Origin of the sequence: Xanthomonas sp. NCPPB 4467 (assembly GCF_041475665.2) — a bacterium.
Lineage (GTDB): Bacteria > Pseudomonadota > Gammaproteobacteria > Xanthomonadales > Xanthomonadaceae > Xanthomonas > Xanthomonas dyei.
On sequence record NZ_CM191260.1, the window covers coordinates 4,944,346 to 4,967,402 of the forward strand.

Annotated in this window: 19 protein-coding genes and 2 other RNA genes; 4 read left to right on the forward strand and 17 right to left on the reverse strand. The window is 66.2% G+C overall.

Annotated features, from left to right (window positions below):
• Positions 1–3 precede the first annotated feature (3 nt).
• From ACCQ06_RS21735 to tssK, 5 genes are read right to left on the reverse strand one after another with little or no spacing between them, the layout of a single operon-like run.
• The gene (locus ACCQ06_RS21735) at positions 4–720 is read right to left on the reverse strand and encodes a PP2C family protein-serine/threonine phosphatase (protein ID WP_316689296.1); all 717 of its coding nucleotides are present in this window, start codon (positions 718–720) and stop codon (positions 4–6) included.
• Positions 717–1,292 (reverse strand): type VI secretion system-associated protein TagF, encoded by a 576-nt coding sequence (gene tagF, locus ACCQ06_RS21740; RefSeq protein WP_316689297.1) that lies wholly within the window; start codon positions 1,290–1,292, stop codon positions 717–719. Before tagF ends, ACCQ06_RS21735 begins: the two co-directional genes overlap by 4 nt.
• Complete coding sequence (gene tssM / locus ACCQ06_RS21745) at positions 1,289–4,819, reverse strand: type VI secretion system membrane subunit TssM (protein WP_316689298.1); 3,531 nt, start codon at positions 4,817–4,819, stop codon at positions 1,289–1,291. The genes tagF and tssM overlap by 4 nt, the downstream gene beginning before the upstream one ends.
• Positions 4,816–6,081, reverse strand: coding sequence for a type IVB secretion system protein IcmH/DotU (icmH, locus tag ACCQ06_RS21750; RefSeq protein WP_316689299.1), 1,266 nt, complete (start codon positions 6,079–6,081; stop codon positions 4,816–4,818). Before icmH ends, tssM begins: the two co-directional genes overlap by 4 nt.
• Positions 6,082–6,085: 4 nt before the next feature.
• Positions 6,086–7,420 (reverse strand): type VI secretion system baseplate subunit TssK, encoded by a 1,335-nt coding sequence (gene tssK / locus ACCQ06_RS21755; protein ID WP_316692719.1) that lies wholly within the window; start codon positions 7,418–7,420, stop codon positions 6,086–6,088.
• 117 nt (positions 7,421–7,537) lie between these two features.
• Here tssK and ACCQ06_RS21760 point away from each other — a divergent pair, with 117 nt between their 5' ends.
• Positions 7,538–8,563, forward strand: a complete 1,026-nt coding sequence (locus tag ACCQ06_RS21760) for a hypothetical protein (RefSeq protein ID WP_316689300.1) — start codon at positions 7,538–7,540, stop codon at positions 8,561–8,563.
• A gap of 269 nt (positions 8,564–8,832) precedes the next feature.
• On the opposite strand, the gene ACCQ06_RS21765 is transcribed toward ACCQ06_RS21760, so the two are convergent.
• Positions 8,833–9,723 carry an aldo/keto reductase family oxidoreductase gene (locus ACCQ06_RS21765; protein ID WP_316689301.1) on the reverse strand — a complete coding sequence of 297 codons (891 nt, stop codon included), beginning with the start codon at positions 9,721–9,723 and terminating at the stop codon, positions 8,833–8,835.
• Positions 9,724–9,950: 227 nt separating this feature from the next.
• Between ACCQ06_RS21765 and ACCQ06_RS21770 the strand changes: the two genes are divergently transcribed.
• On the forward strand, positions 9,951–10,832 hold the full coding sequence (locus ACCQ06_RS21770; protein ID WP_316692720.1) for a LysR family transcriptional regulator: 882 nt from the start codon (positions 9,951–9,953) through the stop codon (positions 10,830–10,832).
• Between the two features lie 130 nt (positions 10,833–10,962).
• On the opposite strand, the gene tagH is transcribed toward ACCQ06_RS21770, so the two are convergent.
• The 10 genes from tagH to ACCQ06_RS21820 all read right to left on the reverse strand — a co-directional run bounded on the left by tagH (position 10,963) and on the right by ACCQ06_RS21820 (position 22,042).
• Positions 10,963–12,288: a type VI secretion system-associated FHA domain protein TagH gene (gene tagH / locus ACCQ06_RS21775; protein WP_316689302.1), complete on the reverse strand. Its 1,326-nt coding sequence runs from the start codon at positions 12,286–12,288 to the stop codon at positions 10,963–10,965.
• A gap of 501 nt (positions 12,289–12,789) precedes the next feature.
• Positions 12,790–13,338, reverse strand: coding sequence for a DUF6931 family protein (locus ACCQ06_RS21780; RefSeq protein ID WP_316689303.1), 549 nt, complete (start codon positions 13,336–13,338; stop codon positions 12,790–12,792).
• Positions 13,335–15,299, reverse strand: a complete 1,965-nt coding sequence (locus tag ACCQ06_RS21785; protein ID WP_316689304.1) for a type VI secretion system Vgr family protein — start codon at positions 15,297–15,299, stop codon at positions 13,335–13,337. Before ACCQ06_RS21785 ends, ACCQ06_RS21780 begins: the two co-directional genes overlap by 4 nt.
• Before the next feature lie 150 nt (positions 15,300–15,449).
• The gene (locus ACCQ06_RS21790; protein ID WP_316689306.1) at positions 15,450–16,802 is read right to left on the reverse strand and encodes a tetratricopeptide repeat protein; all 1,353 of its coding nucleotides are present in this window, start codon (positions 16,800–16,802) and stop codon (positions 15,450–15,452) included.
• Between the two features lie 310 nt (positions 16,803–17,112).
• Positions 17,113–17,358, reverse strand: a complete 246-nt coding sequence (locus ACCQ06_RS21795; protein WP_228323380.1) for a PAAR domain-containing protein — start codon at positions 17,356–17,358, stop codon at positions 17,113–17,115.
• 111 nt (positions 17,359–17,469) lie between these two features.
• Positions 17,470–19,986 carry a serine/threonine-protein kinase gene (locus tag ACCQ06_RS21800; RefSeq protein ID WP_316689307.1) on the reverse strand — a complete coding sequence of 839 codons (2,517 nt, stop codon included), beginning with the start codon at positions 19,984–19,986 and terminating at the stop codon, positions 17,470–17,472.
• Positions 19,965–20,504 (reverse strand): ECF-type sigma factor EcfK, encoded by a 540-nt coding sequence (gene ecfK / locus ACCQ06_RS21805; protein WP_316689308.1) that lies wholly within the window; start codon positions 20,502–20,504, stop codon positions 19,965–19,967. The genes ACCQ06_RS21800 and ecfK overlap by 22 nt, the downstream gene beginning before the upstream one ends.
• An 80-nt stretch (positions 20,505–20,584) precedes the next feature.
• A non-coding RNA gene (locus ACCQ06_RS21810) (sX9 sRNA) lies at positions 20,585–20,660 on the reverse strand.
• A gap of 139 nt (positions 20,661–20,799) precedes the next feature.
• Complete coding sequence (locus tag ACCQ06_RS21815) at positions 20,800–21,174, reverse strand: DUF2147 domain-containing protein (protein ID WP_228323370.1); 375 nt, start codon at positions 21,172–21,174, stop codon at positions 20,800–20,802.
• Between the two features lie 340 nt (positions 21,175–21,514).
• Positions 21,515–22,042, reverse strand: a complete 528-nt coding sequence (locus tag ACCQ06_RS21820; RefSeq protein WP_115554921.1) for a hypothetical protein — start codon at positions 22,040–22,042, stop codon at positions 21,515–21,517.
• 97 nt (positions 22,043–22,139) lie between these two features.
• Between ACCQ06_RS21820 and ACCQ06_RS21825 the strand changes: the two genes are divergently transcribed.
• Together ACCQ06_RS21825 and ACCQ06_RS21830 are read left to right on the forward strand one after the other, a co-directional pair.
• On the forward strand, positions 22,140–22,295 hold the full coding sequence (locus ACCQ06_RS21825) for a hypothetical protein (protein ID WP_316689309.1): 156 nt from the start codon (positions 22,140–22,142) through the stop codon (positions 22,293–22,295).
• A gap of 495 nt (positions 22,296–22,790) precedes the next feature.
• Positions 22,791–22,904, forward strand: coding sequence for a glutamyl-tRNA(Gln) amidotransferase (locus ACCQ06_RS21830; protein ID WP_316689310.1), 114 nt, complete (start codon positions 22,791–22,793; stop codon positions 22,902–22,904).
• A gap of 60 nt (positions 22,905–22,964) precedes the next feature.
• Here the strand turns inward: ACCQ06_RS21830 and ACCQ06_RS21835 are convergent.
• Positions 22,965–23,044, reverse strand: a non-coding RNA gene (locus tag ACCQ06_RS21835) — sX9 sRNA.
• Between the last annotated feature and the right edge of the window lie 13 nt (positions 23,045–23,057).

Below are 23,057 nucleotides of genomic sequence, written 5' to 3' on the forward strand. Positions count from 1 at the left end.
CGCTCACTCCTGCAGGCGGACGACGATGGCGGTGACGTTGTCGCGCGCCGCCCTGCCCATCGCCAGTTCGAACAACCGCGCCAGCAGCGCGCGGGGATCGCCGAAGCGATGGCACTCGGCATCCAGCTCCGGGTCGGGGATTTCCTTGTTGATGCCGTCGCTGCACAGCAAAAATTGCGTGCCCGGCAGACTCGGCAGCAGCACCCAATCGACAAACAACGGCTCCTGCGCGCCGACCGCACGCGTGAGCACGCCGGCCGCGGCGGCGGCGGCCTGGGCAGTGCCGAACTGGGTGACGTCCTCGCGCACGCCATGCACGTGATCGCGGGTGAGCTGGCGTAGCGGGCCGCCGTGTTGCGCATAGATGCGGCTGTCGCCGACCCAGCCGCACAGCATGAAATCCGGGTCGTGCACCAGCACCACCACGGTGGTGGCGATCATGTCCACGCGGCGTTGCCGCGCGACCTGCAGCAGCTCGGCGTTGATCTGCGCCAGGGTGTCGTCGATGGCGTCGAGAAAGTCGCACAGGTCCGGTGGGCGCACCAACGCGCCCAGCCGCTGCACCAGCAACTGGCTGGCGTAATCGCCGGCGCTGTGGCCGCCCAGGCCGTCGGCCACCACCCACAACCCGGCGTCGTCGCGCAGCAGCAGCGCGTCTTCGTTGAGCCGGCGCACCTTGCCGGTTTCGGTATGCCCGGCCGATTGATAGAACGCGCTCATCGGGTCACCTCGGTGATGTCCGCATCGGCGAGCAGCCAGTCCAGATAGCGTTCGGCTGCGGGCAGGCCGTCCAGCGCCTGCACAGCGCCGCCCAGTGGCCACCACAGCGACTGGCCGTGCGCCGGTGCATGCGTGGTGGATGACGTGGCAGGCACCGCGAGCGCGCGCACGGCGGCGTCGAAGCTCACCGCATCGGCGCGTGCGCGCAGTGTACGGCCCAGGCACGCCGCTAACGCGCCAAACCAGACGTGTGTGGGCAGGCAGGCATGCGGCAACGGCATCGCCACGACCAGCGGGAAGCAACGCCCCACGCGATCTTCGCCCGGGCCAAGCACACCGGCCCAGGCCTGCGGGCCGCACACGCCCGGCCCCAGGGCGAACGCGCGCAAGCCGCTGCTGCGATATGCGCCGGGCCAGCGCTCGCCGAGCTGCTGGCGCACCGTGTCCAGGCAATTGGCAAAATGCGCGTCCCACGGCTGCACAAAGCTGGCCGGCAAGCGCCGCTGCACGAAGTCGCCCACGCCGGGCAACTTGCCATGGAAGCCAATCTGATCGGTCGCCGGCATGGTCATCCGCCGCACGCAAACTGCTGGACGTCGCTGTCGAGAAATGGATGGCGCAGGTTGCCCGCGCGCAGCGGCACCTGTACGTCGTGGCCACCGAGCGCGAAGCTGGCGACGAAGCGCAGATCGGACGGATTTTCCAGATGCCCGGCCTGCAGCGCGCGAAACAGCGCCCAGTCGCCTTGATAGTCGAGCGTGCCCAGCGCCACGCCATCGGCGCCGAAGGCGGCAATCGAGACATGCCCCGGTACCGGCCCGGGCCAGATCATCGGCATGCTCTGCGCCGCACCGGGTTGGTAGTCGTAGCGCTGGCCTTCGATGTCCAACGTCAGCCGGGTGACGCCCTCGCCCAGCGTGGGCGCCAGCACGGTGAAGCCGATCTGCGGGGTGGGCCCGCCGCGAAAATATTTTTGCCGGATGCGCTGCGCCAGTTGCAGCTGTACAGGCAGGCCGGGCGCGCCGACCACCGCATCCGGGCCTTGTTTCCAGCGCCATTGCGGCGCCTGTGTGTCCAGCAGCGGTTGCACGGTGCCGGTGTAGAGCGCATCCAGGCGCCCGCCGGTACCGAACAGTTCGCCAAAATTTTGCAGCGGAATATCGACCTGCGCCGTTGGGTCGAACGGATAGCGGCCGCGTACGAAATCGCTGCACACCTCGCCCACCGATTGGCGCACCTGCGCATCCAGCGCGGCGCGTGCGCCCTGCGTCATCAAGGTGGCGCTACTGCCAGCCAGGGTTTGCAACCAGTCGGTCACCGGCGGCGGTAGCTGCGCCATTTCCTGCCGGGCCACTGCCAGCTGCGCGTTGGCAGCCGCCGCATCGCCGCCGCCTTGCGACACCACCAGCAACTGCTTGCCCAGTTGATCGAGCACGCTCAGCAGATGATCCAGCGGCGTGGCGCCAGGTGCGCCGGCAGTCAGCGCGTTGAGCGCCAGAAAGTGCTCGCTGATCGCCGCGCCCGGTACCGGTGCGTTGGCGGCGGCAGGGTCGGCCGGGGTGGCCAATGCCGCGCTCATCGCCGCGCCGCCCGGCAGCTTTGCCGCTGCCGCGTTGGCCTTGGCAGCCGCCTTGCCGGCCGCTGCAGCCACGGCGCGCTGCGCCGGGTCTGCCGGCGGTGCGCGGTCCATCGCCTGGGTGTGTTCGCCGACCACACCGAGCAACAGGCGCAGCGGCGAGCTGGGGCCGGCCAGTTTGGCGGCGGTTGCGCTGGCAGCGGCCAGATCGGCGGCCGGGCGCAGTTGCAGATCGGCCAGCAGCGCATCCCAATAGCGGATGTAGTCGGCTTCGTAGCGCTGGCCCACCTCAAGCACCAACGCGGCCTTGGCGGCTGTATCCAGCGGCGCGCCGCCGAACACCCAATCGTCGTGCCCGAAGCGCTCCACCGCCTGGCCGATGCCATCGCGCTGCAGGCCGGCAAACACCGGCTGGGTGTATAGCGCCGGCACCGCGGTGGACAGCGCGGTGCCGCTGCGCCGCACGAAGGTATCGGCCAGCAAGCCCAACGCCTTGTCCAACCGCAGCGGGGTGCCGGCCGGCGGCGTGAGCAGCAGGTTGCCGTAGATCAACGTCGACAGATCGGCCGCACGCAGGCTGGCGCGCGCCTGTGCGATGCGCTCGCCGTCCAGCGACAGCGCGCGCACGCGCTCGGGCGCATCGAGCAAGGCCTGCAACTGCGTGCTCAGCGCTTGCTGCTGCGCCACATCGCGCGGAAACAGTTTGCCGGCTTCGATGGCCGCCAGCGCGCTGAGTTGTGCCGCATCCAGATGCCGCGGCTGGCCGAGCATGAGGTAGCCCTTGAGCGTGTAGTACAACGCCTGCGGCGCCTGCGCGTTGTCGACCAGACCGTTGCGAAAGCGCACCGCCAGCGCCGGCAACAAGGTGGCATTGAGCTGACGCAGATAGCCGGCCTGCACTTCATCGCCAAGCGCGGCGCCCTGGAACAATCCCATCCGCAGCGACCACGGCGTGCGCGCGTGATACTGCCGTGCCACCCGCACCACCGCCTGCGTGGCCGCGGCCTGCTGCAGCGTGCGCGCCACGTACTCGGGCATGGCGGTGGCGGCATTGGGGTCGGGCACTGCCGGGCGTGCATCCAGCGCCTGACGTACCTGCTGGAGATAGGCGCGATTACCCAGATAACTGACGCTCAACCCGGCCAGCAGCGCACCACTCAACACCGCAACGCCCACATAGGCGGCCGCCTGCAACCACGCCATGCGGCGTTGCTGCGTGGGCGGGGTATTGGCCAGCCCGGATTCGCGCAGCACCACCTCGCGCAGCAATCGCTCGACAAAGAACGTGCGGCGTTGCGCGCCCGGGGCATGCACCCGCGCATCGTCCACACCAAAGGTGCGTGCCACCGCGCTCATCATGCGATCGATCGGCGTGCCTTCCTGCGTGCCGGAGGTGAAGTACACCCCGCGCAGCAGCGGTGCCGGCCCGTAGGCATTGCCGGCGAAAGTGCCTTCGACAAACTGCCGTGCACGCTCGCCGAGCGCGGCAACCTGCTGCGGAAACGACAGGATCGCCGCACGCCGCAAACGGTCGCGCTCCAGATTCAGACGCTCGAACAGGCGTGCGCTCAACTGCTGCTGCAGCAGGTTGAATTCGTCGGCAAACCCACGCGCGGCGCGGCCATCGAGCGTGTGCGCCAGCGGAAACGACATGCCCCAGACCTGGCTGCGCTGCGCAGGCGTGAGATCGTCGAAGAACTCGCCAAAGCCACCGACCAGATCGCACTTGGTAAAGATCAGATACACCGGCACGCTGGCCTGCAGCTGCTCGGCCAGCTCGTCCAGGCGGCGACGGATCGCCTGCATATGCGTGTCGCGTTCACCATCGTCCAGCAGCAACAGGTCGGACATGCTCATGGTCACCAGCACGCCATTGAGCGGCCGGCGTGGGCGATGGCGTCGCAGCAACCGCAGAAAGTCGCGCCAGGCGCCGGCATCGACGGCTTGATCGGAATCCTGCGTGGTGTAGCGCCCGGCGGTGTCCAGAAACACCGCTTCGTCGGTGAACCACCATTCGCAATCGCGGGTGCCGCCCACTCCGCGCAGCGCGGCATCGCCCATGCGCGCGGCCAGCGGAAACTGCAGGCCGGAATGCTGCAGCAAGGTGCTCTTGCCCGAGCCGGGCGGGCCGATCAGCGCATACCAGGGCAGCGTGTACAGATCGCTGCCGCCGCGTCGCTTGCGCAACAGTTGAATGGCTTGCTGAAAGCGCGCCTGCAGCTGCGCGCGCTCCTGCCCGCTGCGCAGTTCGCGGTCGTCATCGCGCCCCGGGGCGGCCAATGCGCTGGACAAACTGCCGGCGCGCCGCTGCGCGCGCCAACGCCGCCATGCCAACACCCCCAGCCACACCGCAATCATCATCACGATTGCCAACAGCCGTGCCGCCACACCGGTCAGCGGGCTCCAGCCATCGATGGCGACATACGGGCCACCCACCCACAACAGCAACGACAGCAGGCACAGCGCCAGCACGCTCACCACCAATGTGGCACTCAGCTTGGACAACAGCGTTTTCATCGTCATTCCCCAGGCTGAAACAGAATCTCGACGCGGCGATTGCGCGCGCGATTGGCCGGCAATTGCACTGGCTGCGCCACCGGTTGCGAGTCACCGGCGCCCAGCGCTTCCACCCGCCCCGGCGTGCGCAGATGCGTGCGCAACAGCTGCGCCACCGCGTCGGCACGCGCCCCCGACAAAGCGTAGTTGTCGGCAAAGCGCAGCGAGCGCACCGGCACGTCGTCGGTGTGCCCGACCACGATCACCCGGCCCGGCAATTGATCGATTGCCGCAGCGATCTGCGCGATCAGGCCACGTTGGTCCGGCTCCACCTCGACGCCGCCGGAGGCGAACATCGCCGCGCTGCTCAAGCGCACGCGCGTCTGCGCATCGGCCTGCTCCTCCACGCTCAGCAGACCGGCGCGCTCCTGGGTCGACAGCAATTGTTTGAGGCGCACCTGCGGCGGCGGCAACGGGGTTGCATCCGGTGGCGTGGCCGGCGCCAGCCCCCATTGCGCGACCTGCGCACTGATCGGCGCCGACAAGGCGTTCAAGCGCGTCTGCATCCACACGAAGGCCACCACCAGCACGCTCAGCCCCAGCAGCGCAGCGGCCCACAGCGGCAAGAAGCGACCCAACCGGCGACGGTCTTCCACCCCGCGCCAATGCGGCGCCAGACTGTCCGGCGCGGCGCCGCGCGCGGCGCGGATACGGCGGAACAGGTCGTCCTGAATCTCGCCGAGCTTGGCCAGCCCGCCGGCTTCGATCTGATAGCGGCCAACGAATCCCAGCGCCAGGCACAGATACATCAGCTCGATCAGGTCCAGATGCCGCGGCACATCGGCGCAGAGCCGCTCCAGGATCTGGAAGAACTTGGCGCCGCCGTACGATTCGCTATGAAAGACCACCAGCAATGTCTTCTGCGACCAGCCGCTACGCTCGCCCCACGGTGCATTGAGCACCGCCTCGTCGAGCAAGGCGCACAACACATAACGCGCGGCGGTGACCGCTTCGACCGGCGCGCCGCCATCGCGGGCGCGTTGCTCGAAGCGGCGAATCTGCGCCATCACCTGCTCGCGCAGGCGGGCCACATCGGGCAGTTGTGCGCTGTGGCGCAATTGCACCGCCAGCAGCAACAGCGGCGTGGCCGCCTGCACCAACGGGTTGACGCTGCGGCCCAGCAGCTCGCTGATGTCGGCGTCTTCGACAGCGACCGGTTCGGCAGCGACCGGGTTGGCCGGTAGCGGCGCGACCAACGCAGCATCGAAGTCGGTAACGGGACGGCTCATGCGTTCAACTCCGGATCGCCCACAGTTGCAGGTCCAGCCCGGCAAATTCGCTGCCGAAGTGGAATGCGATGCCGCCAGAGGTTTTCAGCGTTCGCCACAACGCGGCGCTCTTGTCGAACTCGAAATACAGATAGCCGGCGTGGTACGGAATCTGCCGCGGGGCCACCGCCATCGGCGTTGCGACGATGCCGGGCAACTGCAGATTGACCAGATCGCGGATCTGCTCCACCGGCCCGATCTTGGCGTGCGCAGGCAGCTGCCGGCGCAACTCTTCGCTGGGCATGTCGGCTTTTGCGGCAAGCACGAACGCGGCGCTGTCCAGCAAGGTCGGGTCGGGCACCATCGCCACCCACACCCCGAATTTGCGTGCCTGCATCGGCAACGGGGTGGCGGTCTGTTCGAGTACCGCGCTCAGACTGGAGCGCAGTGCGCCGATCACCGGCTCGAAGCTGTCCTGCTGCGCCTCGTGCCGATAGGCCGGCCATGCCGGCGGGCGCTTGCCCGGCGCGGTAAATGTGCTGAGTTCGCCGGCCAGCGCCACCAGCGCACGGAACAGTTCTTCCGGGTGCGCCAGTGGTGCAGCAGCCCAATGCGCAATCTGCGGCTGCCAGCGGTTGACCACTTGCAGTAGCAGGAAATCGGCGATGTCGGCAGCGCCACCGCGATCGGTGAGCGTGACCCGCGCCGCCAACGCCTCGCCGCGCTGATGCAACAAGCCAAGCAGTTCGGTCAGAAACGTGGTCAGCCTTGAGGCGGCCTGGCACACCATCGCGCTGGGAATAAAGTGCGGGTCGAGGATCACCTGACGGTCCGAGCGCGATTCGATGATGCGCGCCACCGCGATGCGGTCCAACCCGTCCAGTGGCTGCGATTGCGGCAGCAGGCGCGTACTCAACCCGCCGACTTCCATCAGCACCGCCTCGCTGGTGCTGCCCGACGCATCGCCGCTTTCGGTTTCACGTACGCGATAGCGGAACAACTGATCGGCCGGCGATTCCGGGCGCCCCAGTTCCGGTTGCGCAGGCACCCGCAACGGCAGCGTGAGATACACGATCTGATCGCGGCAGTTGGGGTCTACCTCCAACGCCATCGGCAGCGGGTCGTCGCCGGGCATCGCAAACGGCGTGCCATCGGCAAACACCCCACGCGCACGCCGCAAGCCCAGCTTGCCCACCGCCAATAGATCGGTTTCCCATTCCAGCTCGCTCAATCCCCAGGCATACGGCCGCAACCGTGCCGCACGCAGATCGACGTAGCGCTCCAGGTACCGCTCCTGCTGCTGCAGATGCTGAGGGCGCAGAAACAGCCCCTCGCTCCACACGACCTTGTTGTTGTGCATGATCCACTCGCTAGGGAAACGCCGCGCGCCACCGCACGGCGTGCCATGCGCGATCGTCATGTTGTTGGTCGGTTGCATGCCGCTGGCGATCGCGATGGCTGCAGTCGCCAGGCCCCGATGGATCGCGTCGATGGAGCGATTCTGCGGCGCACCTGCCAGGCGCACCCGTCAAAATGTCTCAGGCAATCGACTGCCATCGGAGATATCGGTACGCTCTGTCGCACCCGCACAGCAGACATCATCAAAGGTGCCATGCGCTGCGGATTCGTCGCTGGGGAGAGCGCCTTGATCGTGGTGTTTGTTGTCGAAAAGCGTCCCGTCGCGCAAGGCTGCGGCTTTATCGCGGACTTCTGCTTGATCTGCCGCACCGCCCGGGTATTCGAGGTCCAGCGCGTCGGCCTGGCATGGTCGATGTTTGGTCTGCGTCTTGGCGCGGCGACGTACACGCATGAACATCAAGTGTGCCAACATTGCCGGCAAGCACTCCCGCACGATCCAGCGTGGTTCACCCAACGCGCGTCAGCGCCAGAGACCGTCGACAGATTGATCGACATCACGCAGCCGGCGCTCGCCGTACGCCATGCGCGCCGGCTGAAGATCGAGGAGCAGATGCGCGACTCGGCCGCGTCGCTGGATCCGGCGATACGCGCCGACCTGTTGCACGCCCCTTTCGTACTGCTGTCCCCGCAGCTTGATCAGCGCTTTGCGACCACCCAACTCGATTGGCGGCAACTGGCGGCACTGGTGTTTGGCCTGCCGTGCGCGATCCTGCTCCTGCTGCCCATCGAGTTCCTGCTCGAACGCGTCGGCGTCCCCATTGCACAGACTGGCCCGTGGATCGCGTTTGCCGCGTTCACTGCCTATGTGGGGCTGGTGCTTTTGGTATTTCGACGGGCACGCAAACAGTTTTTTGAACGCGAGATTCTTCCGGCGCTCGCACTTGCCGTTGCCGGGCTTTCCCCAAGCCGCGAAGAACTGACGCTGGCGCTGGCACACCATCGCAGTGGCCCGCTGCGTCATTGGCGTCGCCTCACGCCTGCCTGGCTGGATACGATTGCCCGGCTGCCTGCACCCGCCAGGTGGCCTGCACAGATTCAGACGCCGTCGGCCGACGAGGATGCGCGCTGGCGGCGGCCGGCCTGAGATGCGTTGTTGCCGGCGCTGATTGCAATAAATCCGGCTGGGCAGACGCGCAGCTGCACTTGGCCTATCATAGCGATGCGTTGCCTTGCGCGTGGCATTGCACGGCATGTGGTTTGGACAGACGGCCGTCAGCCCGTCATGCATTGAAGGGCTGTGAGCGGCCGCGGTCCAGGGATCTGCCAAGCGCGCCGACACGGCACGCATGGCAAGTGCGTCCTGCAGTCTCGGCAGCGAACTGCGAACTGCGGTAACTGCGCACGCGGTGCACTTCAGTGCGAGGTACCGACCTCGGTCGCAATACCGTCCAACGTCGCCACCTGCTCTGCGGACAGGGTCAGCGCAGAAGCCGCGAAGTTCTCACACAGATGCGGCACGGAGGAGGTGCCGGCGATCACCAGGATGTTCGGCGAACGCTGCAGTAACCAGGCAAGCGCCACCTGTTTCGCGGTTGCACCGATCTGCTTGGCAACGGCCGACAGTCGGTCCGATTGCAGCGGTGAGAAGCCGCCCAGCGGAAAAAACGGAACATAGGCGATGCCCTGTTGCGCGAGCGAATCGATCAGGGCGTCATCGTCGCGTTTGACCAGGTTGTAGTGGTTCTGCACACACACGATCTTGGCCAGCGACTGCGCCTGCGCGACCTGCCCCGCGGTGACGTTGCTCAGACCGATATGGCGCACCAGGCCCTGGCGTTGCAGCTCGGCCAGGCACGCAACCGGCTCGGCGATGGAGCGCTCGTCGGTCTCCATCGGTGCGCCGAGCCGCAAATTGACGACATCCAGTGCCTCCAGACCGAGACTGGCGAGGTTGTCATGCACCTGCCGCGTCAAGCTTTCGGGCGAAAGATCGATGTTCCAGGAGGCATCGCTTCCCCGGCGGATGCCGATCTTGGTGACGATCACCAATTCGTCGCTGTAAGGATGCAGCGCTTCGCGGATCAGTGCGTTGGCGATATGCGGCCCGTAGAACGCGGCCGTATCGATGTGATTGGCACCTAGCGCAATCGCTTCGCGCAGCACTGCCAGAGCTGCTGCCTTGTCGCGCGGCGGGCCCCATACGTGCGGGCCGGGTAGCTGCATGGTGCCGTAGCCCATCCGCTTGAGGCTAAGGGTCGTGCCGGGCAGGGTAAAGCTGCCACCAAGACGCGTCGTGCTGTGCATGGGAGTGTCCTTGAGTTGAGTGAGCGCAGTGGCTGTGCCGGATCTTTCCGGTAACAGGGCTGCAACGCGCTGCGAAACCGAGCCACTGCGGCGCGTTGACTGCGGCGATGAAAGACCTCGCCTGCGAGGTGCATGGCCAATCTACGGGCGCCGCGCCTGTGCGACAATTGGGTACAAACTGGACAGCCTGTACGGAATTTCGAACAATGAGCAGCCACCTGGCAGAGATGGAGGCCTTTGTGCGCGTTGCGCGGGCGGGCGGTTTTCGCCAGGCCGCCAAAAGCGCGGGCGGCAGCGCCTCCAACTTCAGCGATGCGATCAAGCGCCTGGAATCCTGGCTCGGCGTGCGGCTGTTCAACCGCACCACGCGCAGCGTGGTGCTGACCGACGCGGGCAAGGCATTGCTGGCACGGGTCGAGCCTGCCTTGATCGAACTGGATGGCGCCAAGGACGTGATGAGCGCGTTCCGCAACACGCCAACGGGAACGCTTCGGCTCAACGTGCCGATCAGTGCCGCCAACCTGGTGATGCCGCGGATCATTCCACCGTTCATGGCGGCGCATCCGGATATCAGCGTGGAGATCCTGACCGAAGAAAGTTTTGTCGACGTCGTTGCCGCCGGATGCGATGCGGGCATTCGCTACGGCGAGCGGCTGCAGCAGGACATGGTTGCCATCCCGATCGGCCCACGGGTGCAGCGCAGCGCCACGGCCGCGGCGCCGAGTTACCTGGATAGACGCGGCCGGCCGACGCATCCCCGCGCGCTGGTCGACCACGACTGCATCCGTGCCCGCTTCCCAAGCGGTGCGATCGCCGATTGGGAGTTCGAGCGCAACGGTGAGGTGATCACCATTGTTCCGCGCGGGCAATTGTTGGTGGAAATCGGCGGAGGGATCGAGCTTGCGATTCAATCGGCGATCGCAGGCAGCGGGATCATCTATCTGTTCGAGCAATGGCTGCAGCCGCATCTGGATTCCGGCGCGCTCGAACCGGTACTCCGCCCGTGGTGGCAGCCGTTTCAGGGGCCGTACCTGTACTACCCCAACCATAACCTCACGCCACCGGCGCTGCGGGCCTTCATCGAATTCGTCAAGCAGCTGCCGGACTAAGCGTGCGCGAGGCGCGGGCGAACTCGTCGCCGAACGGGCGGCGTTTCGTAGGAGCGCGCCTGAGCGCGACGGGGCGTTACCGGGATGGCTCGGTCGCGCTCAGGCACGCTGCTACCGCTGCTGGATCGGGTTACCGCTCGCGCGCCGGCTGCCGCCGCGCCGATTTCAACCGCGCCAACTGCGCTTCGTACGCCCGTGCGAATTCGTCGCCGAACAGACGGCGGAAGCAGTCGTCCGGGTCGCCGCGCAGTTGCTCGAAGTTGTCGCGATAGCGCTCCCAATAGCGGCCCTTGCCGCCGAAGCTCAGGCGCTTGCCGCCGGCGTCGACTTCCTGTTCCAGTCGGTCGGGGCTGAAGTGGAACAGCATCGCGTCGAAGGCGGCGCGCATGCCGGCCAGCATCGCCATCTGGTGACAGCGGATGTCGTCGAAAGCGTCCTCGAAGGCAGGCACACCGGACAGGAACGAAGCGCTTGGCGGAGCCAGCAATTTTTGCAGCGCGTCTTCAGCCGTGGCGGCGAACTTGAGCGGGTTGTTCTCCGAGCGCTGGATCACCGTCACCGGCAAGCGGAAGGTGTTCTTGATTTCGGCGCGTGCGCGCAGCACGTCCATGACCCCATCGACGACGATGGTGAAGATGCGGTCCAGCTCCGGTGGCACTGCCAGCGTCGATGCAGCCGCGCTGGCTGATGCCTGCGGCGCGGGCGCTGCAACCGGTGACGCAGGCGTGGGCGCGGGCACCGCCGACGATGGCGGTGCAAAGTCGCCCATCGTCAGGTCCCAGTTTTCCGGCAGGGTGGCGCGCGTGTCGCCATTGCCCGGCGGGCGGAAGTGATCGTGGCTGGCGTTGCTGTGATTCCATGCGCTGGGCACCACGCTCGGGGGTGGGGCCGGCAATGGGTCGAGCAACCGCAATGGATCGAGCTCGCGTGGCGTGCTGCCGAGCAGCAGGCCGTCCAGCGGATCGTCGGTGACAGGATGCGCCGCAAGCGGGGCACCGAAGTCCAGCAGGTCGAACGCGTGCGCGTTGGCAGGCGTGGCGTTGCGTATCGGCGATGGCGGCGGCGCGACCTGGGTGCGGTCGTCCATGGCGTCCAGCAACGGATCGAACGCAGGCGTCACGTCGGATGCGGCAGTCAGGGAGTGCACCTGCACCTGGATCTCGAAGCTGTCCAGTTGCAGGCGGTCGCCATCGCTCAACGCGCACGGGTCGGCACGCGTCAACCCCACGCCATTGAGCGACATGCCATTGGTGCTGCGGTCTTCGATGAAGTACATGCCATTGAGAAAACGCACCACCGCATGCGTGCGCGAGATGCCCGGCGCCGCCAGCACCCAATCGCTTTCATCGGAGCGGCCAATGCTGCCGCCGGTGCCGGCAAAGCGCTTTTGCGCGCTGGCCCCGAACTGCGCGGCATACGCGCCGCTCACGGTGAGGATCAACTGCGAACTGGACACGACACAGGCTCCTGCAAATGATGATCGATATCAGGGAAAAACGTGATGCGGTTGATGGAACGTCGCGAGCGGCCACGCAGTGATTGTTTAGCCATCCTCAGCGTCACCCAGGTGGTCCCGAGCGGGGTTGGTCGAGGGCGCGGTGAGGACACCGCGCCAGGGAGTAGGTCGGCCGCGTTGAGAAGATCTACGCACACCGGCCGTGTCGACTGGTCATTGCCCGCCCACCGTCGCCGGACCTTACGCGGCACGGATACCGCGGAAGAGCCTGCGAGGACATACGTGCGGCATGTCCTGCGATGGTGGGCGGGCGAGGGCTCTGCAGCGGCGGCGCAGATCATCCGCTCTGCCACCGGCGCAGTCATCGCCTTACACACAATCGACATCTCAAGATGTTCACGCGGCTGAAAAACGTTGCGACCAATGCATAGGTAGAGGTTGCCGGCGTCTTCAAGGACGGCATGTCTGCCTGGCATATGCCGCAATGACCAACGGGCGATGTCATGGCGCGCGCGCACTGGTCAGCAACTCCAGCGCATGTGCGGCATACCCGTTGCGGCGCGCCTGTAGCTGCGCCGGCTCACGTGCCGCAAGCAAGGTGATTGCGGCGGCCACCGCGCGCGCGGTCAGGTGCTCGGGCGGAGGCACCGGCGTGGCCTGTTGCGGTGGCGCCAGACTGCCGCCGGACCAAGCCACCGCCGCCGCCAGCCAGGCACCCAACGAGACGTAACCGCCTGCATGCGCAAACGCCTGCGCCGCGCGGCGATGCGCTTCGCTGGGGTCGCGTACCCATTTCTCGGCCAGCGCGGCGCCGACCCGGTCTTCCTCGTCCAGCGTTTCGCCGCGCGCGCATTGGCACAGCCAGGCCACCGCGTAGCGCTTGGGCAACAGACGCGCGAGCAGCTTGATCGCATCCTCGCCATACCCTTGCGCCAGCAACGCACGCACCGCGTCCTGCGGCGCCATCGGCGCACCCAGCTGCGCACGTGCAGGTGCGGACAGCTGCATGTCCGCACACGCCTGCGCCAGCGAGAGACCGGGCGCGCTCATCCGATCATGATCAGGCCGCCGGCAACCTGCACCAGCGCGTCGGCCTTGATGTTGACCAGCGGGCCTTTCACGGTGGCCGACGCGCCGGCTTCGGCGCTGAGCATGCCGCCGGACGACAGTTTGAGCGTGCCATCGCCCACCACCTCGGTGGCCGGCGAGGTGGCCTGCAGCTGTGCATCGGCAATCAACTTGATCGCCATCGAGGTGGTCTTGGCTTCGGTCGTCGCATCGATCAGGATCTTGATGCCGCTGAGCACGATGTCGCCGTTGCGCTTCATCACCAGGCGCGAACTGCCGGTGACCAGCTCGATCTCTTCGCCGGCCTTGAGCAACAGTTTCTTGCCCACGTCCACGCTGTCGTTGTTGTCGATACGTGCGCTGCGATCGTGGTTGACCGTGAGCACCTGGTCGTTGGTCACCGTGGCGGTGTGGTCGTTCTGCACTTCTTCGCGCAGGTCGCGTTGCGCGCGCAGATAGACTTCTTCTTTGCCGGCCTTGTCGTCGAAACGCAGCTCGTTGAAATCCGCGCTACCGCCGAGCAGGCTGCGGCTACGCATGCCGCTCTGGGTCTTGTTTTCCGGCAAAGCGAACGGCACGGCATGATCGGCGTTGTAGACGCTGCCCACGATCAACGGGCGGTCCGGGTCGCCTTCCAGAAAGCTCACCACCACTTCCTGTCCCACACGTGGCAGGCTCATCGCGCCCCAGCCCTTGCCCGCCCACATCGAGGCCACGCGCACCCAGCATGATGGCGCCGCGTGCGGGCGTGCAGCGTTGGCCCAGTGAAAGGTCACCTGCACACGGCCATGTGCATCCACCACGATGTCTTCGTCGGTCTCGCCGGTCACCACGGCCGTCTGCAGACCGGCGATGCTGGGCGTGGGCGTGCGCCGCAGGTTACGGAAAGGCAGCCGGCTTTCCATCACCTGCACAGTGCTGGAAAACGGCGCCTCATCGCCATGCTCCGGTGCGGCCAGCGTGGTGTGTGCCGACAGCACCAGATATTCCTGGTTGAGCGGAGCGCACGGATGCTCGCGCAAGGTGAACAGCGCACCGACCATCAGCCCGCAGGCATTGGTGGTGGCGTGGTGGCTGGCGCGTTGCACGTTGACCGCCTCGTTGCGCACTTGCGCGTAGCGGCTGGCATCGGCTTGCAACGCATGCGGGCCTGGATAATCGAAGACGTCCAACCCGTCGGCCTCGTGTAAATCGTCGCCACCCGCGGCGACCTGTGCCGCCAGGGAGGCGCGTGGTTGCTGCGGGTCGTAGTCGGCCAGTGCGTGGCGTGTGGAATGCAGCGCACGGGCGCTGCGCCACTGGCTCACCACCGAGCGCAAGAGACGCCGGTGCTGCATGTCCGGTGGTACGTACGGCAGGGTGTTCACCCCGTTGCGCACCGCATGCGCGCCCAGCGCGTCGCACAGCACCAGCGTGTGCGCGTTGCGCGTATGCGTGAAGTAGTAATAGATGCCTTCCTGCTCCAGCAGCCGGCTGATGAAGCTGAAGTCGTCTTCGCGGTATTGCACGCAATACACCCGCTTGGGGTAGTGCGCGCTGAGCCGCTGCTGGATGTCGCTGTAGCCGCTCTCGCTCAGCACGCTGGCGACGATCTCCGGCACGCTCATGTCCTGATAGATGCGGCAATCGCGGCGTTGGGTGAGCAACCACGGCCGCGGAACCACGTGCAGCTCGAGCACGGTGTAGGGGAGCGCATCGATCACGGTGGAGCCGGCCTGCGTGCACGTGGCCACCATGCCGTGGTACCAGCGTTGCTCACCGTTGTCGTCGGCCAGCTGGACGGCGACCGGTGTGGCCAGCAGCGCGCGCAGGTTGGGCTGCACATCCGTGCACAAGGCTTCGATGCGGAACTCGAACAGCTGCCCCAACGCTTCGCTGGCCTGCATGCGGTGCAGCAGCAGGCGCTCGCCAAGATCGGAGTGCAGCGTGATGGTGCGCGGCATCGAAGCATCCACAGGTGAGTGGGCAACGCACAACGCGCTGACCGGCAGCACCGACGTACCGGCCGGCAAAGACCACCGCGGGCCGGCAACGGACCGCTGCTGCCAGAGTCATGCTCACACGCGTACAGCCGGCAAAGCCGACATTTCGTCTCAGCACTGTGCAGCTGTGCGTGCGGTCACGACCCAGCCATGCACCGGCTGGCCACGCTCGCTGCGCAGCACATCCAACGCGATGGCAATCGGCTGCAGGCCGGCGCTATGTAGCGCAGCCAGCACATGCGCATGGCTATGCCGATAGCGGCCGCTGGCATCGAGTTCCACCGCATCGGCGTCGCTCTCCAGCGCCTCGACGGTAAAGCCCAGCACCCCGCCCGGCCGCAGCGCAGCGGCCGCAGCGTCGAGCACCGGTTGCAGCGCCCCGAAATACACCAGCGTGTCTGCCGATGCGATGACATCCCAGTGCGCATGCCGGCTCTGCAGGTAGGCGGTGAGTTCGGCAACCTCCAGTACGTCGTAACCGCCGCGCTGCCGCGCCTTGGCGACCATGCCCGGCGACAGATCCACCCCGACCAGTTGCTGCGCATACGGACGTAGCAGCGGTGCGCACAGCCCGGTGCCGCAGCCGGCATCCAACATGGTGAGCGCAGCCTGCGGCGCAGGCAGACAGGCGGCCAGCGCCTCGGTCAGCCGCTGCGGCGCGCGATAGTCCAGATTGTGCAGCAGTTGCTCGTCGAAACTATCGGCAAAACCGTCGAACAGCGCACGCACATAGGTGTCGCCCGCACGTGGCGGCGGTGCTGCGCCACCGCAGGCTGCCAGCATGTGCGCGGCCACGGCATTGCCCGGGTCGCGCGCCAGCCATGCACGGTAGACCGCCTGCGCCTGGGTGTGTTCGCCGAGCAGGTACAGCCCGGTGCCCAGCGCTTCGCGTGCGTGTAAATGCTCCGGTGCCAGGCTGCAGGCCTGTTGCAGGCACTCCACCGATTGCTGCAGGTGCTCGGCGGCTTGCGCGTTGTTGCGGAGAAACACGCCGAGAAGGTAGTGCGCATGCGCCGATTCGGGATAGAGGTGCAGCAACGCGGCGTAGGTCAGGAAAGCTTCCTCGAGGCGGCGCTGCGCTTCGAGCACGGCGGCTAGATTGGGCAGCGCATCGGCATGCGCAGGTTCCAGTGCAAGCGCACGTCGATAGCACTGCTCGGCCTCGCTCAGCCGGCCGCATTCGCGATGCACATTGCCCAGGTTGTTGCAGGCATCCGGTTGCGCAGACGCCAGTTGCAGTGCCTGGCTGATGGCCTCCACCGCTGCTGCGCTATTGCCTTGCTGATGCAGCAATACGCCCTGGTAATGCAGTGCCTGCGCATGGCCGGGCTGGGCCTCCAGCAGCTGGGCATACGCCCGCGCGGCTTGGTCGAGCTTGCCGCTGCGATGCGCCTGCATCGCGGTCTGCAGCACGGTATCCAGATCGGCGTGCATCTCGGCGGTCGCGTGACGGGCAGGCTGCATGTGACATCTCCTAGGAGGATTGGACGCAGGGGCTGCGTCGAATGACGGCGGAACGGAACGGTGGCGCGCAATCTCTGGCGACGCATCTGCGTATCGGCAATGGCCGCGCCTGGCTTCTTCTAGCGGCGTTTTGAAACACGCTCACGCTGTGCATTGGCCGCTGCAGTGCAGCCACTTAGCTGCATGCGTATGCAAAGGTCATTGCAATAGCAGTGCTGAGTCCGCATCGAAGATCGCTGAGGTGTCGCATGCAATGACGTCGCCCGACACCCATGCAAGCCATCGCCGCGCGCAGCCCCCGGCCACGTCATCAGCCGATCAACACCGTAAAACAGCCCAAGGCGATCACCCCGCCATGCGCAGTGCTATCGCCCAGGCGGGCCGCCGGTTGGCCGCTGATGAGCACGGTGGGCGCGCCCATCACGATGCTGTCCGGCGGGCCGACGCACACCGCCGAATCGCCGATGCGCGCGGCCGGCAGGCCACCGATCAGCACCGTCGGTGCGCCAGGCCCGATGATCGGCCCACCCACATGCGGCACCACACCGGTGACCATCGGGCAGACATGCAGATCGGTCAGGCGTGCGGCAGGTTGCACGGGTGCGCTCCGGCGCTGGCAGTGCGGGCACTATCCGGGCGCGTGGCGCGGCTTACCCGACGATTCGTCTCAGCGCCGCGCCACCGACGTCGTCGTCGTCTCCACGCTGGAAGCGGCCGGCTCCGCCAACGCCAGGGTCTGCCGCGCCGCACTTAGCGGCGCTTCGGCATCGCCAAAGATGCCGGTGAGCACCTGCACCGCCTGCTGCGCATGCGCACGCGCGGCGGCGGTCTGGCCGAGCGTGCGCTCGGCTTCGGACATACCGCGCAGAATCTCGGCCGTCTGCGGATGCGCGCGGCCCAGCACGCGCAGGCTGGTGGCCAGTGCTGCCCGCTGCTCGGCCAGCGAGGCTGCCGCCTGCCCGGCGTCCAGCAGCCAGAACGCATGATTGCTGCGCATGCTGATGGTGGCGGGCGCATCGTCTCCAAACACGGCGCGCGTGCGCTCCAGCGCCCCCCGATAATGCGGGCCAGCTTCGGCCACCTTGCCCTGCTGACGCAGCGCGCCGGCCAGGTTGCCTTCCACCATCAAGGTATCCATGGCGTTATTCCCGTAGAGCCTGCGAGTGATCTGCAGCAGCGGCGCAAGTTCGGCCTCGGCGCCGGCAAAATCGCGTTGCATCAACAGATAGACCGACAGGCTGTTGCGCATCGCCAGCACCAACGGATGCTCGGGACCGTGAAGGGCGCTGCGCTCGCGCAGCAGGCTGCGTTGCAAGGCGATCGCCGGGAGCAGTTGCCCGCTATCGGCCAGCAGCGCCGCATAGACATTGCCGGCATCGATGCGTTGATCTGCGCTGCTCGCAGGATTGGCCAGCGCCGCCACATAAGCGCGCCGGCTCTCGGTCATGGCCTCGGCCATGCGGCCCTGATCGCGCAGCGTCCAGCCCAGCCAGGCGCGCATTTCATTGCCAATGGCTTGCTGCTGCAAATCGCCATGCTCGGCCTGCGCAATGCCCTGACGCAGCACCTGCACCGCTTCGTCGCGCTTGCCTGCACCGCGTAGTGCCTGGCCCAGCATGGAGGCCGTCTTCAACGCCGGCCTGCTGCCCGCGCCCATGCTCTGTTGCGCCAGTGCGTGAGCGGTGCGCAGATGCAGCACCGCCTGTGGAAAATCGGCCAGCGCGATCAAGGTGCCGCCCAGCGTCTTTTCCACATCGGTGCGCGCATCGGGCTGGCTGGCCAGCTCGCGCGCGGCGCGCTGCGAGGCTTGCTCCAGCACACGCAGCATCAGCGTCTTGTCCAGGTCCTTGGCAATCGCCGGGTCCACGCTGGACAGCACCGAGGCCATGAAATCGCCGGTAACGCGCGCGCGTTGCGCGTCGCGCGCGGCCTGCTGCAGCGACCACAGCGTGGCGCCCAGGCCAGTGATCACGGCCATTGCCACCAAGCCACCGGCCAGCACGCCACTGCGATGGCGCTGGGTGAACTTGCGCAACCGCAATAACCGGCCAGCGCGTAGCGCGCGCGGCGGGTAGCCATCGAGCCAGCGATGCAGATCGTCCAGCAGCGCCGACACCGAGGCGTAGCGCGCCACCGGCTCCGGCGCCAGCGCGCGCAGCACGATCGCATCCAGGCCATCGCGCAGTTGCTGCTGCAGACGCGTATGGGTGGTCGCACGCGCCGCGCAGATGCGCGCACGCGCATCGGGCGGTACCGCTGCCACGCGCTGCGATGGCCGCTGCGGCAACCCGTCGCGCCCGGCCACTGGCACCAGCCCGCAGCTGAGTTCGTAGAACATCGCTCCCAATGCGTAGATGTCGCTGCGCGCGTCCACCTGCTGCGCGCCGCGCGCCTGCTCCGGGCTCATGTAGCCGGGCGTGCCGCGCCCATGCGCCGAGGTCACGCCCGGGTTGGCGGCATCGATGGCGATGCCGAAGTCGATCACGCCCGGCATCGGCCGCCCATCGATCTCGCTGACCAGCACGTTGCTGGGCTTGAGGTCGCGATGGATCACGCCTTTCTGATGCGCGTGCTGCACCGCCTCGCTCACCCGTAACATCAGCAACACACGCGCATGCAACGACAACCGATGCGCATCGCACCACCAGGTGATCGGCTCGCCGCGCAGGTACTCCATTACCAGGTAGGGGCGGTCGTGCGCATCGGTGCCCACATCGTGGATCTGCGCGATGGCCGGGTGCACCATCTGCGCGAGCAGCCGGCATTCGAACTCGAACAACGCACGGCCCTGCACATCCAGCGCGTCGGCAGCCACCAGCTTGATCGCCACCTCGCGCTCGTAGGCACCGTCGGCGCGATGGCCCAGATACACCTGGCCCATGCCGCCGGCACCGATCAGCCGGTCGATCGCCCAAGCACCAAAACGCGTACCGGCCGGCAGTTCCGGCAAGGGCGCGCGCAATGCGGCGGCGGCCTGCTTCAGCGGCGCACGCACGCGCAGCGTGGCCTGCGATTCCACCGCCAGCATCGCCAGCAACTCATCGCGCAATACCGCATCGTCGCCGGCCTGCGCATGCGCAAAGGCCTCGCGCTCGTGCACCGGTAACTGGCAGGCCTGATGGAACAGCGCTTCCAGCCGCTGCCAGGCAGTGGCCGCCACGCTCACAGCTGCGCCGCCAGCCACACCCGCGCAAACCGCAGGTCGCGCTCCAGCGTGGGCACCGACACCTCCAGCTGCTCGGCCGCTTCGGCCACGCTCAAGCCCACCAGCTCGGTCAACGCAAAGGCCTTGGCCTTGCGCTCATCCACCCGCGCCAGCTTGTCGAAGGCATCGGCCACCACCATCAACGCCTCCGGCCGCGCTGCGCCGTCGGACAAGCTGATCGTCAAGGTCACCGCCTGCCCGAGCCGCTTGGCGCTGGCCTGCTGCCGCGCCAGATCCACCAGCAGGTGGCGCATCTGCAGCGCCGCCACCGCGTAGAAGTGCGTCCGCGAACGAAACCCTTGCTGGCCCTGCTCCAGCCGCATCCACGCTTCGTGCACCAGCTCGGTTGCCTGCAGCCCGGCGCGCGCATCGCGGCGCAGCTCGCGCAGTGCGGTAGCCCGCAACACTTCGTAGACCTGCCGCGCCAACGCGTCGCCCGCCCCGGGCGCATCGTGCTGCCAGGCCTGCAACAACTCGGTGATCGGCAGCTCGGACATCCGGTCCATCTCGCCTGCGTGGAAGCGCAGTATCCCGCATTGTCAGCTTGGTGGGCGGCTGAATACGTAACGATTTAGACGGCTAACAACGCCGTGTGGGCAGGTATCAGCTGAGCTTGGACGGCGCGCAGGAACCGTAGTGTCCGAGTTGGGCCGGCCGATTTCGAACATCGGCTGCGTCCGCCGGGCGGCTACCCAGTCGTTTCGTTAGCCGCGCTTGGAGGCTCGGCCCAGGTTGCAACGTGCTGCCTGTATCGAGCTGGCGGGCCTCCCCGACCGTGCGTCTGCGCGGCGATCAGTTGGCAGGCTGCCAGGTTGGGCCCTGGCAGATGAAGGCCACACATCCCTCCACCTTCAACGAGCCATCGGCATCGCGTTTGGCCCTGGCGTTATAGCGCTTGCCGGATTCCGGGTTGTAGATCTTGCCTTTCCACAGATCCCCCGCATCCACCAGCTCGCTGAGGATCACTGTTCCTTCCATCGGGTTGTGGCGCTTTGAAGGATCCGGATTGAACACATCTGTCTTTGCGCTACCCGGCTTGACACGCAGCACCTTGACGATGGTGCCGCACAGCGCTGCGCCGCACGGCTGGATGTCCACCAGTGCCTGTTGGTTATCGGTGAGCCACTTTCCGGTGATCGGTTCGGCGGCGAATGCGGTTGCGCTCAATGCAACCAATGCGAGGAGGAGACAGCGTGCGGCAGAGATCGGCGGGCGCATGATTCGTTCAACCTTCAACAAGACAGGAAAACCACAGCGGCTTGCCGCAGTGGCCGATGACCGGCGATTGATTCATGAAAGAATCAGAGCCGGCTAATCCGATCTTATTGGCGCAATCTTGGGACATGGTTAGCCACGACTTGGTCGACAAGGCACCATCTTCATCCTCATCGTCTTCTGCGCTACATAATCTCCAGTCCCTCCCCACTGACGGGAGAAGGACTGGAGAACTACCGATCAGGGCCAATCTTGAGTCACATCAGCGCAACGCACTCTGCTCAGCAACCGGCTAACTCAGGTTCAATGTCGAGCCTTCTGCACAGGCACGAAACTGCTGCGCGCCGCCGCCCACAGCCGTATAAACGATGGCAAAGTTCTTTTTGACATTGGGATCGGGATCTCCACCGAACGTTGCGTTGCTCACCGTGATCGCTGTACCACCATTGTTGATCAGCCATTGGCATGTTGCGGTGACGTCGTACCCGTTGTTGCCGGTGCCGTACAGTGCACGCACCACTGTAAAACTGGGTTTACCCGGCACTGGAACCGGCGTCGTGGCGGTAGGCGGATTGGGAACCAGATCGATCTGTCCATTTTCCGCGCAACCGAGCGCGATGGGATTGCCGTTGTTCAACGCGGGATTCTTATAGAGAAGCGCAAAGCTCTTGACCGTACCCGGGTCGGGGTCCGTTCCGAAGAAGGCATTGCTTGCGGTGATATCGTCGTTGCCTGTGTCGACGATGTTCTGGCACACCTGGGTGACATCGACTCCTGCCTTGCTGGTGCCGTACACAGCGGAAAGGATCGTGATAGCCATGATAATTACCCTCTTGGGGGCTGGGAAGGCCGCCCCGAGTCGCCTCTCGCCATGGATGACCGATCAACCGGCACCCTGGCACAACGTTGGACGCAGCGTGCGTGACACCTGGTTATTCAGCGCAACATTTCCTGATGTATCTGATTTCCAATATCCTTCCGAAGCAGTTGGCCAGCGCCATGCCCAAGCTCTGATGCCGGAAACTCAACGCCACCGTCTTATCCATGCCTACAGCGTCAGGGACATTGATTGATGCTTCCAGAGTCACCATAAAACGTGACCGGAGAGCATCGACAGGAACTTGATGCAGCGACAGGGCTCATGTCGTCCTCAAGCACCGGTAGGGCTCAAGCCAACCTTAGCGAGCGGCAGAACACACACCCGACACAACGTCTCAATCATCTGCAGGGATGCAGACATGTGACATGCGACGCTTTGTTGGATGAAAATTCGACCGGACGTGCTGGCTAACGTTGAGAATGGACCACCCTTCCAAAAGGGTCCGCTTCATCTGACTTGTTTCTAGCGACGGCGACAGCACGGGCTTTGACATTCATGGCATCGCATGCGTATCGCGCTAAGTGACAACCGCTCCATGCCCCGCTTCTGTGAAGCCTGCGATGCGTACCGCTGTGTGGTGACCTATGACGCTGCGCGTCGCCAAGGCCGCTGACTCCAGACTTATCCGTTCACAACAGTCACCGGCTTTCCTGGCGTTGCGATGCGGTTTGGCACAAGCAGGGACGGCTTGCCGATCAACGTGCAGATCGTCGGCAAGTGGCAGGCAGAATCAACCATCCTGCACGTCGCAGCGCTACTGGAAAGCGTCAGCACCGTGCGCAACCTGCACCCGGCGCTGTGACAACCGCAGCGCTGACGGGGCTTGCGAATCCCGAGCGCTTTCACGTCGCTCTAGGCGATCGGCTTACAACACGCAACGGGCAGCCATCCGGCAGGTAGGTGTGGACGGCGCGGAGGAACCGGAGTGTACGCTTGGTACATGCCGCACTACGCA

What these genes read in the sequence shown, in the direction of transcription:
- ACCQ06_RS21820 (WP_115554921.1), bottom strand. Translation starts at nt 22,042, where the DNA reads ATGGCTATCACGATCCTTTCCGCTGTGTACGGCACCAGCAAGGCAGGA.
- ACCQ06_RS21735 (WP_316689296.1), bottom strand. Translation starts at nt 720, where the DNA reads ATGAGCGCGTTCTATCAATCGGCCGGGCATACCGAAACCGGCAAGGTG.
- ACCQ06_RS21795 (WP_228323380.1), bottom strand. Translation starts at nt 17,358, where the DNA reads ATGGTCACCGGTGTGGTGCCGCATGTGGGTGGGCCGATCATCGGGCCT.
- ACCQ06_RS21785 (WP_316689304.1), bottom strand. Translation starts at nt 15,299, where the DNA reads ATGCCGCGCACCATCACGCTGCACTCCGATCTTGGCGAGCGCCTGCTG.
- ACCQ06_RS21780 (WP_316689303.1), bottom strand. Translation starts at nt 13,338, where the DNA reads ATGAGCGCGCCCGGTCTCTCGCTGGCGCAGGCGTGTGCGGACATGCAG.
- ecfK (WP_316689308.1), bottom strand. Translation starts at nt 20,504, where the DNA reads ATGTCCGAGCTGCCGATCACCGAGTTGTTGCAGGCCTGGCAGCACGAT.
- tssK (WP_316692719.1), bottom strand. Translation starts at nt 7,420, where the DNA reads ATGCACAACAACAAGGTCGTGTGGAGCGAGGGGCTGTTTCTGCGCCCT.
- tagF (WP_316689297.1), bottom strand. Translation starts at nt 1,292, where the DNA reads ATGACCATGCCGGCGACCGATCAGATTGGCTTCCATGGCAAGTTGCCC.
- ACCQ06_RS21760 (WP_316689300.1), top strand. Translation starts at nt 7,538, where the DNA reads ATGGATCGCGTCGATGGAGCGATTCTGCGGCGCACCTGCCAGGCGCAC.
- icmH (WP_316689299.1), bottom strand. Translation starts at nt 6,081, where the DNA reads ATGAGCCGTCCCGTTACCGACTTCGATGCTGCGTTGGTCGCGCCGCTA.
- ACCQ06_RS21770 (WP_316692720.1), top strand. Translation starts at nt 9,951, where the DNA reads ATGGAGGCCTTTGTGCGCGTTGCGCGGGCGGGCGGTTTTCGCCAGGCC.
- ACCQ06_RS21765 (WP_316689301.1), bottom strand. Translation starts at nt 9,723, where the DNA reads ATGCACAGCACGACGCGTCTTGGTGGCAGCTTTACCCTGCCCGGCACG.
- ACCQ06_RS21790 (WP_316689306.1), bottom strand. Translation starts at nt 16,802, where the DNA reads ATGCAGCCTGCCCGTCACGCGACCGCCGAGATGCACGCCGATCTGGAT.
- tssM (WP_316689298.1), bottom strand. Translation starts at nt 4,819, where the DNA reads ATGACGATGAAAACGCTGTTGTCCAAGCTGAGTGCCACATTGGTGGTG.